Below are 13,518 nucleotides of genomic sequence, written 5' to 3' on the forward strand. Positions count from 1 at the left end.
GTCGTTCCCTCCTTACCTTGCGACATATCGATCAAGTCGTTTTTCAATTTGATGCTGAACGAGCGATAGAATAAAGCAGAATACCCAATAGATGAGGGCTGCTTCCATATAAATAAACAAGATCTGATCCAAGTTCGCCGCAGCAATCTCCTGTGATTTACGGAACATCTCTGCCACGAGAATTTGGGAGGCAAGGGATGTATCCTTCACCAAGCTAATGAATGAATTAGACAGCGGTGGAATTGATACACGCACAGCCTGCGGTAAAATCACGCGGACGAGCGTTTTGCGATGTGTCATCCCAATGGAATAACCTGCTTCCCATTGTCCTTTTGGAACAGACAGGACGGATGCACGGATAATTTCCGACGCATACGCACCTACGTTTAAAGAAAAAGCAATAATGGCACTTGGATATGGATCCAGTGTGATATTAAATGTCGGAAAGAAATAGAAAATAATAAACAATTGCACAAAAAGCGGCGTTCCGCGAACGGCCGACACATAGATGGAGAAAATCCATCTGAGGGCTTTAATTTTAGACATTCTCGCAAGAGCTGTCACAAGCGCGATAAAAATACCAATAATAAAGGCAATGATGGCGAGGGGAATTGTATAATAAATCCCCTGCATCACCATTGGCCAAAAAGATTGCTGAAGAAGATCCCAAGGAATGACGACTCCTAGGATGTTATTTTGTAACATCTTCACCAAACCATTTCTTAGAAATCTTAGCGAGTGTACCGTCTTTTTTCATTTCTTTTAATGCGCCATTCACTTTGTCAACGACTTCGCCGCTGCCTTTTCTGAATGCGAAATAAGTTTCTTGAGGATCTCCTGTTTCAAATGCAACTTTTAGGTTTTTGTTACCGCTTGTTTTCAAGTAATTCAATACAGCCAATTTGTCATTGAACGTCAGATCAGCACGTCCTTGCTGAATCAATTGAATGGATTGCGCAAGACCTTCAACGCCTTCGATCTTAGCACCAGCATCTGTTGCTAGTTTGTTGTAGTTACTTGTTAACGATTGTGCTGCTTTTTTGCCTTTAACATCAGATAGTTTCTTGATGTCGTTATTATCTGATTTTGTCACAACAATAGCTTGAGATGTCGTGTATTTATCAGAGAAATCGTATTGATTTTCACGGCCAGTTTTCCCAACTTGGTTCGCTACCACGTCAAAACGTTTTGCATTCAGTCCAGCAAACATACTGTCCCATTGTGTTTCTTTGAATTCAGGTTTTAAGTCAAGGCGTTTTGCTACTTCAGTGATGACTTCTACATCGTAGCCAGTTAATTTATCTGTCTTTTTGTCATGGAAAGTGAAAGGAGCATAAGTACCCTCAGTTCCAATGGTTAATACACCTTTATCCTGAATGGATTTCCAAAGGTCTCCTGATTCCTTAGACCCAGATTGTTTATTCGCGTTGTCGCTTGCACCAGATCCACATGCCGTGATCAATGCAACACAAGCGCCTAAAATAATGGCAAAGAACATTTTTTTCATTTTATTCCCCACTTTTCTTGTTGGTATTTACAACATATGATCTTACAGAGAAGCAACCTAAAAGTAAAGCATTTGAAACTAGCTTGAGCGAATCTCACCAACTTTATGCCCGCAACCCATTTCTTTCAAACCTAAAAAGTCATTCAGTTTATTTGTGCGAACATTACTAAAATAAAGACTTTGAGACAGTGACCATAGAAGGAAGCATATTTATTATAAAAGATGTATAATTAATAGGTTGTTTTGAAAATGGAATGAATCACATGGAGACATGTTTTAATAACAGAGCATCTTAGAAGAAGGAGGGCATCATTGTGGATGTTGGACGAAATCAGCCCGATCAATTGAAAAGGGCGATGACCTCCCGCCATTTATTTATGATTTCACTTGGCGGTGTCATTGGGACAGGCTTTTTCTTAGGAACGGGCTATACGATTGGACAAGCAGGGCCAGTCGGAGCCGTTCTTTCATATATTGTGGGCGGATTGATCATGTATTTAACCATGCTGTGTCTTGGGGAGCTGTCGGTTGCACTTCCTGTGTCGGGGTCGTTTCATACGTATGCGACGAAATTTGTCAGCCCGGCAGCGGGTTTTGCTGTCGGCTGGATTTATTGGCTCGGCTGGGCGGCAACGGTCGCCCTTGAGTTCTTATCAGCAGGACAGCTGATGAGGCGCTGGCTGCCGCAAGTAGATGTGTGGATTTGGTGTCTCATATTCGGACTCTGTCTTTTCTTATTAAATGCCCGGTCAGCAAAAGCGTTCGGGGAGTCGGAATTTTTCTTTTCTACCATTAAAATTATTGCAATTTTACTCTTTATTGGCGTAGGCGGAGCGGCGATGTTTGGGTTTATTGATACAACGAGCGGTGAACCCGCCCCTTACTTCAGCCATTTTGTGAATGATGGGCTGTTTCCAAATGGCCTGCTTGCCGTTGTGGTCACGATGATTACGGTGAATTTTTCGTTTCAGGGAACAGAGCTGATCGGTATTGCGGCAGGAGAAAGTGAAAACCCCGAGAAAACCGTTCCTCGTTCGATTCATCAAACCGTATGGCGTACACTTGTCTTTTTCGTCTTATCTATTTTCGTCTTAGCCGGTATGGTGCCTTGGAAGGAAGCCAGTGTGCTGCAAAGTCCATTTGTTACTGTGTTTGAGAGAACGGGCATTCCTTTTGCGGCAGACATCATGAACTTTGTCATTATTATTGCTTTATTATCTGTTGCGAACTCTGGCTTGTATGCATCGACGAGAATGCTGTATTCCTTATCGAAGGAAGGAATGGCAGGAAAAGCATTTAGACGCGTCAATCAGCGCGGCATACCGATGAATGCCTTACTGCTCACTTTCCTGTTTACAGGGATTTCGCTGTTATCCGGTTTTTTTGCAGAGAAAACGGTATTTGCCTGGATCGTGTCCATTGCCGGAATGAGTGCCCAGACAGGCTGGATCACGATTACATTATCACAGCTTCTTTTCCGTAGAAAATATTTGAAAGCAGGCGGAAAGCTGGAAAACTTAAAATTTAAAACGCCTCTTTATCCGGTGCTGCCAATCATTGCGATTACACTGAATACCATCGTGTTGGTCAGCCTTGCCTTTGATCAAGAGCAGCGCATCGGGCTATATGTCGGCGTACCGCTCATGATCATTGGATATGTTGTCTATCATCGCTATGTGAAAAAGCATCAGGCACAAAGTGAGCCACTGAAGCTGCAAATCCATGGAGATGATGAGATTCGGTTTTAAAATCAAAAAACACTAAATTTAAGATATTTAAAAACACCTCTGATATCAATCTGAAGGTGTTTTTTTTGAAGTGATTCTGTAAGTTCTCAACTAACAACAAAAGTTAGTTCATATCCTGCTGTTTAAAATCTTGTTGTTCAAAATTTTGGCGCTTATTCTGATATCCTACATTATTATTACCCCAAAGCTTCTCGTAATCCCATCCTGTTAGCGCTTTCAAAACACTTCTTGTTTCATCATCAGCCTGTTCCATTGAACCATTATTCTTTAACCTATTAATTTCATTAATCATAATGGAATGCGTTTTCTTAGATAATTTAAATTTAAATGAAATAACTAAACTAATCCCGACTAGCCCTACAGTTCCGAAAAACAGAATACCTACAATCCCATTTATTGCTGTCGTAGACTGTGTCGTCGCACTTGCAACGAATCCACTTTCCTGTAAAATAACTCCTACCAAGAATGTGGCTAAAGCTGTAGTACTCTTGCGTGTAAAAGTCATAATACCTGCAAATATTCCTTCTCTTCTTTTACGAGTGACCATTTCATCTACATCAGGAATGAAAGTGTAAATATTCCATGGTATATAATATAATCCACTCTTTCCGATGCCTAAAATAACAGAGAAAGCATACAGCGCTATAATCATATAAGTTGGTTGTGTGAAGTATAAAAATATATAACCACTGATACATGTAATAATAGCAGTATAAGATATTTTCAAAGATGGCGCAGGACCTATTTTAATCACGAGCCAACCAAACAATATGGTACATACCATTTGAAGTAATGAACCAATAGATAATAAATCGGCTGCGAGCACTGCATCTTTATTTAAAGAAAACACAACAAAGTAGACAAAGACAGCGTTTAAAATATCCATGGCAGTAAACGAACAAATATACATCGTGAGGTGCTGACGGAAACTTCTAATTCTAAAAGTAGATGTTAAGTCAATGATGACTTTTTTTATGGATTCTATAGCAGGTACTTTTTCTACACCATCAGGTTCTATCATGTCTTCTTCTATTTTACGTTCCCATGTTGTTCTATGTGTAATTAATAATGCAGCCATAAAAATAAAGGTGAAGATAATTCCATTGTAAAGAAAAACTTGAGGTGAATCTTTTCCGAATATTTCGAATAATCTGCCTGGAATAAAGGTAGCTAAAAATGTTCCTAGTCCTGAGTAGATTAATCTTATTGTTGAGAGCTTGGTCCGTGCATTAAAATCATTCGTCATTTCAGCTCCAAGTGTTTCAAATGGAATTAATACCATTGCTGCAAGGAATTCTAACAAAATATAAACCGTTAAATAGTACCAGTAATTCATATCAGAAATCCAAAGAAGAGAATAAATAACCATCAAAGGGCTTCCAATTAGTAAAAAGAACCTGCGTCGTCCAAATTTTTTCCCAAGTTTTGTACGACCAAAATTGTCAGTGATATGGCCCATAATTGGGCTTGCTATCGCATCAATAATACGAGCAATTGCAATAATAGATCCTGCTTCAACAGGGGTAAGACCACAGTATGTAATAAAAAAATATAACATCCATGCGCCTATGATAGCGAATGCTCCCCCTCCAAATAAATCCATTGTTCCATAACCAATATAATTTTTGAGTGTTAGTTTCCTGTTCTCAGTCTGCATTCTTATTTCTCCTTTCCAAGCCTACTTATAAATTTAAAAAAACATATAAAATAAAGATGTATGACAAGGAAAAAAATAAAAATATTAAACACCTGAATACGCCATAAAACCTCCATCAACAGGAATGGTCACGCCGGTAACAAATGCTGACATATGATCATCAACAAGCCATAATAGGGTACCAAGAAGATCTTCTGGCGTACCAAACCTTCTCATTGGTGTGTTCGAAATAATCTTATGAGACCTCTCTGTATAATCTCCTTCTTCAGTTAGGAGAAGGTTTTTATTTTGTGAGGTTAAAAAGAAGCCCGGTGCAATGGCATTTACTCTAATTCCTGCCTCGGCCATATGAACAGCTAACCATTTGGTGAAATTTTCAATTGCTGCTTTTGCCGCGCTATAAGCAGGCACTTTGGTCATTGGAGAAGGGGCACTCATAGATGACATGTTGATGACAACTGCTCCCTTTCGATGAACCATATTTTTAGTGAAAATTTGTGTAGGAATAAAAGTCCCCATAAAATTTAAATCAAATACATTTTGTACACTATCTGTACTTAAATGAAAAAAAGTATTTACCTTAGGATTAGTAAGGTCGTCTGTTTGAAATATTTCATTGGTTGTATTTGCACTGGAGTGGTTACCACCAGCTCCATTTATCAATATTGTACAATTGCCTAATTCCTCTGTTACAATCTTCTCGGCTTGTTCAACACTCTCTTTATTCAGAACATCACATTTAATCGCAATCGCTTTCCCGCCCATAAGGTTAATTTCTTCGGCTACCTTTTCACCCTTTTCGACTGTTCTATTTAAAATGGCAACAGACACGCCATGTCTAGCAAGTTCCTTTGCCATGGCGCTGCAAAGTACGCCACTTCCTCCTGTTATGACAGCTACTTTACCAGCTAAATTTTTATTTTCTTGTATGTTTACCATGTAGCTTCCTCCTTTGCTTCTTTTCATACAGAATGTTTATTTTGTAAAGCATCCCAAGCTCCCCACAAATACATAATTCCAAGTGCTCTATCATAAAGACCATATCCAGGCCTGCATTGTTCATCCCATATGTGTCTTCCATGATCGGGTCTACAATAACCTTTGAATCCGCTTTCATAATAAGCGTGTATAATAGCTGAAACATCTACTGATCCATCTTTTGATCGATGCGATGTTTCAACAAAGTCCCCGTTATCATATACACGTACATTTCTTATATGAGTAAATGGGATTCTATCAATAAATTCGTGAATCATAGAAACTAAATCATTTTCTAAGTTTGCTCCTAAAGATCCTGTACAGAGCGTTATACAATGATGTGGGCTATTATTTAGTTGTAAAATTTTTCTGATGTTTTTTTGGTTAGTTACTATTCGCGGTAGACCAAAGACAGGCCAAGGTGGATCGTCAGGATGAATAGCCATTTTAATATCATGAAGTTCTGCAATTGGAATAACCTGATCTAAAAAATATTTCAAGTTGTCCCATAAATCATCGTCTGTTACATTTCTGTAGGCTTCAAAAAGGTGGTGGAGGTGATTTAACCGCTCTGGTTCCCAGCCTGGCATGGTTAAACTGGAGTTCTCACTAATTTTATTTACTAAGTCTTTCGGATCAATATCTTTAATTCGACTATGTTCATAAAATAGAGCTGTAGAGCCATCAGGAAGTGTTTTATTTAAGTCTGTACGGATCCAATCAAATACAGGCATAAAGTTATAACATATGACTTTAACACCGACCTTTGCTAGCTTCTGAATTGTTTTCTTATAATTTTCTATGTATCGATCTCTAGTTGGAAGTCCGAGCTTAATGTCTTCATGAACATTCACGCTTTCAACCACTTCAATATGAAGGTTATGTTTATCAGCTAATTTTTTCATTTCTACAATTCTTTCTAATGGCCACTCTTCTCCTGCGGGCACATCATGCAGTGCCCAAACAATTCCTTCCACTCCTGGAATCTGCTTTATTTGTTCCAGTGTGATTGTGTCGTTTCCTTCGCCAAACCATCTAAATGTCATCCTCATCTACCATCACCCCTAAAATATAAGTAACAACCTATTTTTATTTAAAATAATTTGGATATTCTTTCTTCAATAATTCTTTATCAACAAGTGCAATTTTCAAATGCTCTTCCATGATTGTTTCAGCTTTATCAGCATCTTGATCTTGTATAGCTTTGAAGATATTTACATGTTGAGAAAGAATATTATCCCAATTATAATCTGTTACTAGCCTTAACATACGACTCCTATTAAAGTGTACATTCATCTGTTGAATAACTAACCATGTTTTTTCTTTTTTACACCGTTTGAAAATAGTTCTATGAAACTCCTCATCTAATTCAAACATTTTTTTATAGTCTTTTTTCTTAACGCAAATTTTTTGCATACTTAAATTCATATCTAAATCATTAATCAACTCTTCAGAAAATTCCTGACAGGCTAGTCTAATCACGGCCTTCTCGAGATGTTCTCGCATAAACCGTGCTTCCTCCACAAGGTTCAAATCAATTAAAGAAACAAATGTACCTCGTTGAGGGTAGATACTTAATAATCCTTCTTGAGATAATTTTAAAAAACTTTCTCTTACAGGAGTTCGACTAACATTAAATTGAATGGATATTTCTTTTTCAGAAATATTTGTCCCAGGTGGAAGCTTCAGGCTTAATATTTGATCTTTTAGCATATTGTAAACTTGTTCCCTCGTAGAGAGGTTTTGGTTTTTAAAATCAATATTCATTATTCTAATCTCCTTTCTCTAACATACTACCATACAAGTGCATTAGAATGGTAGACACTAATTTAATTTTTCTGAATATTACCCTGTGAGCATTTATAACTCTTGATGATTCTAACTATGTAAGCCATGATCAATCATAAAAGTGAGGGATATTAAAAAGAAAATTCAAAAAACTATACAAAATTCAAAAAGATTGAGTTATAATGTTTTTGATCTACCATACTAGTATAACTAGAATATTAATAGAACGAACGGTACTCTGATCTATCAGTTAGGTGAATCATTCAGTTTTTTGAAAGCGCTATCTCATTATTAGAAGTGAAAATTTATCTTCTTGCAGAAGGGAAAGATTGATATGACCAACATCGCAATTATAGGAACTGGATCTATTGCAACTGCCCATATCGAGGCTTATCTTGCAATGCCTGAAATCAGTAAAATTGTAGCTTTAGCTGATATTTATCCTGAAAAAGCAATGTCTGCAGCAACAAAATATAACCTAGAAGCACGAGTTGTCGCTAACTACCAAGAGTTATTGAATGATCCTACGATTGATGCCGTTTCCATTTGTACACCTCCTTATATGCACGCAACCATTGCCATCGATTTTCTTAAAGCAGGCAAACATGTCTTAGTAGAAAAACCTATGGCTTCTTCTCTAAAAGAATGTGACGAAATGATAAAAGCATCTATTGAAAGCCAAAAGCTTTTATCCGTTGTTGCCCAAAACAGGTTTATGACGCCCATTATGAGATTAAAACATGTCCTTGATCAAAACCTCATTGGAAAAATCGCTCATACTCAAGTTGATTCTTTTTGGTGGCGTGGTCATAGTTACTATGATTTATGGTGGCGCGGTACATGGGAAAAAGAAGGTGGAGGTTGTACACTTAATCATGCTGTCCATCATATTGATATGTTGCAATGGATGTTAGGATTGCCGACTGACATTTTTGCAGCAACTAGTAATACCTTGCATGATAATGCAGAGGTTGAAGACCTTTCGATTGCTGTACTTCGCTATGGAAATGGCAGCTTAGCACAAGTAACCAGTTCTGTTGTTCATCATGGAGAAGAACAACAACTGATTTTTCAAGGTGAAAAAGCTAGAGTATCTGTCCCATGGAAAGTAAATGCTCAAATAGCTAAAGAAAATGGGTTTCCTCAAGAGAAAAATGATGAGGATTTAGAAAATCGTATTCAGGAAGCTTTTAATCAATATCCGGAATTACTATTTGAAGGGCATAAAGGACAAATAAATAATTTTTTAATGGCTATCAAGGGTAACCAGAAGCTTTTAATTGATGGAACAGAAGGAAGAAAAACACTAGAACTTATTACAGCCATCTATAAATCTGCAAACCAAGGTGTTCATGTGAAGCTTCCTCTTTTAGCAGACGATCCTTTTTATACACGTGAAGGAATGCTTGCGAACGTTAAGCATTTTTATGAAAAACAAAGCAGTGTAGAAAATTTTTCAGACGATACGATAACCGTTGGAGGAAATTACGAGAAACTATGAGTCTAACGTTATAAATTATTAAAAATAAACTGGAAGCTAGCTAGAGGAGGAACAAATCATGCAGAAAAGTGATGGAATGAATTATGCTCCTAAGGGAAAAAGTGCCCCTGTTGTTACAGAAGGACAATTCGTAATAGCAGCTATAGGTCTTGATCATGGACACATCTATGCAATGTGCAATGGATTAACTGAGGCTGGGGCTACATTAAAATGGGTGTATGATCATGATCAGAAAAAAGTACAAGAATTTTGTAAAGCATATCCGGAGGTACAGGCAGCCAAAAGTGAGAAAGAAGTTCTCGAAGATCCTGATGTAAGGCTCGTGGCAGGCGCAGCCATTACATCTAAACGCTGTGATTTAGGGCTGCGTGTTTTAGATCATGGTAAGCATTACTTTACGGATAAATCACCTTTTACAACGTTAGAACAATTGGAGCTTGCTCGTAAAAAAACAGCTGAAACGGGGCTTAAATGGGCTGTTTATTATAGTGAACGTTTGCACGTGGAGAGTGCCGTATTTGCTGGTCAATTGATTGAACAAGGAGCCATTGGAAAAGTGGTACAAGTTCTTGGGACTGGCCCACATCGTAGTAATGTAGAAAGCAGACCAAGCTGGTTTTTTGAAAAGGAGTATTATGGAGGTATTCTATGTGATATTGGTAGTCACCAAATTGAACAATTCCTTTACTATTCTGGCGCAAAAGATGCAAAAGTTGTACATAGTAAAGTGGGCAATTACAAACATCACCAATATCCAGAATTGGAAGACTTCGGCGATGCTACTTTAATTGCGGATAATGGGGCTACAAACTATTTTAGAGTAGACTGGCTGACTCCTGATGGCCTTAGCACTTGGGGGGATGGGCGTACATTCATTCTTGGAACAGATGGGTATATTGAAATTCGCAAATACGTAGACATAGCAAGGGATAAAACAGGAGACCATTTATACTTAGTAAATCAACAGACAGAGCAACATTTTTCTTTAAATGGAGAAGTAGGATTCCCTTACTTTGGTGAACTTATTTTAGATTGTTTAAACGATACTGAAAATGCTATGACTCAAGAACATACTTTTAAAGCCGCAGAACTATGCTTAATTGCACAACGAGACGCAATCTATGTAAATACGGAGATTGAATTAAGTAAGATCTAAAAAAGTGAGGTGTTATTTTTGTTAATAACACCTTATTTCATTTAATTGATTTTCTAAACATAAGTATAGAGGTGACTATATTGTCTACATTCCTAAGCGAAGATATGATGCTTAATCACGAAAGTTCAAAAGTTCTTTATCATGATTACGCGAAAAATATGCCAATCTATGACTTTCATACGCATTTAATGGCTGATGATATTGCTGCTAACAAAAAATATGAAAATATGACTGATATTTGGCTTAATGGAGACCACTATAAATGGAGGGCTATGCGGTGGTTTGGCGTAGAAGAAAGATTGATCACGGGGAATGCAAGTGACAAGGAAAAATTTTTAGCTTGGGCCCAAACGGTTCCATATACAATAGGAAATCCTCTTTATCATTGGTCACATTTAGAATTAAGTCGTTATTTCAATGTAAATGAGTTGTTCTCAGAAAAAAATGCACATAAAGTTTGGGATATCTGTAATGAGAGATTAAATGAAAGGAACATGTCCACAAATGGAATTTTAGAAAAATTTAATGTAAAAGTTGTATGTACGACTGATGATCCAATCGATACTTTAGAAATTCATCAAATCATACGTAAAGATGTAGGAATTACTACTAGGGTCCTACCTACATTTAGACCGGATCAAGCTTTAAATATTGAACAATCAAATTTTGTGAATTATATAGAAAAATTAGGTGAGTCAATCAACGGCGTTGTTTTAACATATGAAAACTTTATCGCTTCATTACATTCACGAATTGATTATTTTCACGCGAATGGATGCAGAATGTCTGATCATGGTTTTGAAATATTTCCATTTTCACCAGCTACTGAACAAGAAGTATCTTCTATCTTTGTACGTGCGTTGCAAGGAAAAACACTATCCCAAGAGGATATCAATAAATTTAAAACAAACACTCTTCTTCACCTGAGTAAAAAATATCATTCTCTTCATTGGACCATGCAATTACACATAGGTGCTTTAAGGAATAATAACACACGAATGTTCAAGTTAACGGGAAAAGATAGTGGGTACGACTCTATGTCTGACTTCCACCTAGCAAGACATTTAAATGGTTTTTTGAATGCCTTAGACAAAGATAACCTTTTACCTAAAACCATTATCTATAATTTAAATCCCGTTCATAATGCGATTGTGGCCTCTACTATAGGGAATTTTCAATCTTCTGATGCCAGAGCAAAAATTCAATTTGGATCCGGGTGGTGGTTTAATGATCAAAAAGACGGCATGCTAGATCAAATGAAAACATTATCTAATATAGGTTTGCTTAGCACTTTCGTAGGTATGCTTACAGACTCCAGAAGCTTTTTATCGTTCCCTCGCCATGAATATTTCAGAAGAATTTTATGTAATTTATTTGGGACTTGGATAGAAAATGGTGAGCTTCCAAGGGATTACGAATTTATAGGAAAAATAGTCAAAGATATTTGTTATCACAATGCCGTGAATTATTTTAACATCGAAATAAATGAGACAGTACCAATGAAAACGAATGAATCATGCAGTAAGATATAAAATTTCTATATGAAGGATGATCAACAATAAAGTGAAAAACTGGACATGATGTACTCATGTCCAGTTTTTTATTAATGAACGCCTTTCATCGCTTTCTTAATCACTGGTGTCAGTAATAGCATTACAACGCATAAAACGATGGCCAGCAATCCGATGATACCGAAATAGACGGTTTCTGGCACTTTATCAAACAGTTTGACTACTTGCGCATTGATCGCCTGTGCCATCGCATTTGAAAGGAACCAAAGGCTCATCGTTTGCGCTGAGAAGGCAGCAGGTGCCAGCTTTGTTGTCGCTGACAGTCCAACTGGTGATAAGCAGAGCTCTCCGATCACAACGAGGAAGAAGCTCAGAACGAGCCATAATGGGCTCACAAGTGTGTTCGGACCAGACATGTATGCAGGAATGATCATGATGATGAAGGATAACCCTGCAAACAGAAGGCCGAGTGAGAATTTAATCGGGGTAGACGGCTGTTTCTTCCCAAGTCTGACCCATAACCAAGCAAACACTGGAGACAGCAGCACAATAAAGATAGGGTTCAATGATTGGAACCATGAAGACGCTAGTGTCATCCCAAGAAAATTCAAGTTTGTTCGTTGATCTGCATATGTCGCTAAAATGTTTGAGCCTTGTTCTTGAATCGCCCAGAACATCACGGCAGCAAGGAACAATGGAATATAAGCGAGAACTCTGGATTGCTCCACTGCACTCGTCTTTTTACTGAAATACATGACAATGAAATAAACAATCGGAATGAGTACACCAAGGGCACTGACAAACCAAGTGAATAGATTAATTGTGAGTGCGCCTGTTTGAATGCCAATGACAGCAAAAACTGCGAGCAAAATCACAACCAATGATCCGTAAATTTTGAAGTTCTTACGTTCGGCAGCTGATAATGGATTTGTCACATAAGTGCCGGCAAGACCAAGGTTCGGTTTTTTTGTGACCACAAATGTAATGAGTCCAACAAGCATCCCAACGGCAGCGAGTGAGAACCCGAGGTGGAAATTCACTTTTTGACCGAGTGTTCCGACAATTAATGGGGAGATAAAGCCACCCATGTTGATCCCCATGTAGAAAATACTAAATCCAGAGTCCCTACGTGGATCTGTTTTTGTATACAGGTCGCCAACAATGTTTGAAACGTTTGGCTTAAGAAGACCTGTCCCAATAATAATCAGTCCCATACTAATAAAGAGCGCTGTTGCTCCACTTGGCAAAGCCAAAATCACGTGGCCAAGCATAATGAAAACTCCGCCATAAAACACCGTACTGGACGAACCAAATACCCGGTCGGCGAGCCATCCGCCAATAACTCCTGACATATAGACAAGCGCACCGTAGACAGACATGATCGAATTGGCTGTCGTCTGGTCAAAGCCTAGACCGCCTTTTGTCACCTCTGTGTACATATAATAAATAAGCAGTGCACGCATGCCATAATAGGAGAAACGCTCCCAAAATTCAGTGAAAAACAGTGTGTAAAGTCCTTTTGGATGTCCAAAAAACCCTTTTTGAGGAACACTTTTAACAATTTTATCGTGGTCAATTGTAGACATGGCATAGATCCTTTCTTAAAAAAAGAGATATGAGAAAAATGATATTCTTGTATAGTTCTTGTGTCAATATAAAACTATTCTAAAAC

General features: G+C 37.8%; 11 protein-coding genes. 4 read left to right on the plus strand and 7 right to left on the minus strand.

Features of this window, described 5'->3' with window-relative positions; genetic code table 11:
* Positions 1-12 precede the first annotated feature (12 nt).
* Both NST59_RS02045 and tcyA read right to left on the minus strand, forming a co-directional pair.
* A complete protein-coding gene (locus NST59_RS02045; RefSeq protein ID WP_024424286.1) occupies positions 13-705 on the minus strand; it encodes an amino acid ABC transporter permease in 693 nt (230 codons plus the stop codon).
* Positions 692-1,507, minus strand: coding sequence for a cystine ABC transporter substrate-binding lipoprotein TcyA (gene tcyA, locus NST59_RS02050; RefSeq protein ID WP_039176473.1), 816 nt, complete (start codon positions 1,505-1,507; stop codon positions 692-694). The genes NST59_RS02045 and tcyA overlap by 14 nt, the downstream gene beginning before the upstream one ends.
* Positions 1,508-1,821: 314 nt before the next feature.
* On the opposite strand from tcyA, the gene NST59_RS02055 reads away from it, so the two are divergent.
* Entirely contained in the window at positions 1,822-3,255 is a 1,434-nt protein-coding gene (locus NST59_RS02055) for an amino acid permease (protein WP_081258475.1), read from the plus strand.
* Between the two features lie 103 nt (positions 3,256-3,358).
* Here NST59_RS02055 and NST59_RS02060 read toward each other — a convergent pair whose 3' ends face one another.
* From NST59_RS02060 to NST59_RS02075, 4 genes are all read right to left on the minus strand, one after another.
* Positions 3,359-4,912 carry an MFS transporter gene (locus tag NST59_RS02060; protein ID WP_064498666.1) on the minus strand — a complete coding sequence of 518 codons (1,554 nt, stop codon included), beginning with the start codon at positions 4,910-4,912 and terminating at the stop codon, positions 3,359-3,361.
* Between the two features lie 84 nt (positions 4,913-4,996).
* Positions 4,997-5,851, minus strand: coding sequence for an SDR family oxidoreductase (locus tag NST59_RS02065; RefSeq protein ID WP_039176481.1), 855 nt, complete (start codon positions 5,849-5,851; stop codon positions 4,997-4,999).
* Positions 5,852-5,874: 23 nt separating this feature from the next.
* Positions 5,875-6,942 carry a mannonate dehydratase gene (gene uxuA, locus NST59_RS02070; RefSeq protein ID WP_039176484.1) on the minus strand — a complete coding sequence of 356 codons (1,068 nt, stop codon included), beginning with the start codon at positions 6,940-6,942 and terminating at the stop codon, positions 5,875-5,877.
* 37 nt (positions 6,943-6,979) lie between these two features.
* Entirely contained in the window at positions 6,980-7,657 is a 678-nt protein-coding gene (locus NST59_RS02075) for a GntR family transcriptional regulator (protein WP_144490725.1), read from the minus strand.
* A gap of 355 nt (positions 7,658-8,012) precedes the next feature.
* Between NST59_RS02075 and NST59_RS02080 the strand changes: the two genes are divergently transcribed.
* From NST59_RS02080 to uxaC, 3 genes are all read left to right on the plus strand, one after another.
* Positions 8,013-9,179, plus strand: coding sequence for a Gfo/Idh/MocA family protein (locus NST59_RS02080; RefSeq protein WP_058837317.1), 1,167 nt, complete (start codon positions 8,013-8,015; stop codon positions 9,177-9,179).
* Positions 9,180-9,237: 58 nt separating this feature from the next.
* Complete coding sequence (locus tag NST59_RS02085; RefSeq protein WP_039176497.1) at positions 9,238-10,335, plus strand: Gfo/Idh/MocA family protein; 1,098 nt, start codon at positions 9,238-9,240, stop codon at positions 10,333-10,335.
* A gap of 80 nt (positions 10,336-10,415) precedes the next feature.
* Positions 10,416-11,867, plus strand: a complete 1,452-nt coding sequence (gene uxaC / locus NST59_RS02090) for a glucuronate isomerase (RefSeq protein ID WP_052196512.1) — start codon at positions 10,416-10,418, stop codon at positions 11,865-11,867.
* A 71-nt stretch (positions 11,868-11,938) separates the two neighbouring features.
* Here the strand turns inward: uxaC and NST59_RS02095 are convergent, their stop codons facing one another.
* Complete coding sequence (locus NST59_RS02095; RefSeq protein ID WP_024425520.1) at positions 11,939-13,432, minus strand: peptide MFS transporter; 1,494 nt, start codon at positions 13,430-13,432, stop codon at positions 11,939-11,941.
* Positions 13,433-13,518: the final 86 nt, after the last annotated feature.

It is taken from the genome of Bacillus sp. FSL R5-0439 (genome assembly GCF_038008805.1).
Taxonomy (GTDB): domain Bacteria; phylum Bacillota; class Bacilli; order Bacillales; family Bacillaceae; genus Bacillus; species Bacillus safensis.

Bases quoted from the DNA above. Each gene is read 5' to 3' on its own strand.
- NST59_RS02045 (WP_024424286.1), bottom strand. From the start codon at position 705: ATGTTACAAAATAACATCCTAGGAGTCGTCATTCCTTGGGATCTTCTT.
- tcyA (WP_039176473.1), bottom strand. From the start codon at position 1,507: ATGAAAAAAATGTTCTTTGCCATTATTTTAGGCGCTTGTGTTGCATTG.
- NST59_RS02060 (WP_064498666.1), bottom strand. From the start codon at position 4,912: ATGCAGACTGAGAACAGGAAACTAACACTCAAAAATTATATTGGTTAT.
- NST59_RS02065 (WP_039176481.1), bottom strand. From the start codon at position 5,851: ATGGTAAACATACAAGAAAATAAAAATTTAGCTGGTAAAGTAGCTGTC.
- uxuA (WP_039176484.1), bottom strand. From the start codon at position 6,942: ATGAGGATGACATTTAGATGGTTTGGCGAAGGAAACGACACAATCACA.
- NST59_RS02075 (WP_144490725.1), bottom strand. From the start codon at position 7,657: ATGAATATTGATTTTAAAAACCAAAACCTCTCTACGAGGGAACAAGTT.
- NST59_RS02080 (WP_058837317.1), top strand. From the start codon at position 8,013: ATGACCAACATCGCAATTATAGGAACTGGATCTATTGCAACTGCCCAT.
- NST59_RS02085 (WP_039176497.1), top strand. From the start codon at position 9,238: ATGCAGAAAAGTGATGGAATGAATTATGCTCCTAAGGGAAAAAGTGCC.
- NST59_RS02095 (WP_024425520.1), bottom strand. From the start codon at position 13,432: ATGTCTACAATTGACCACGATAAAATTGTTAAAAGTGTTCCTCAAAAA.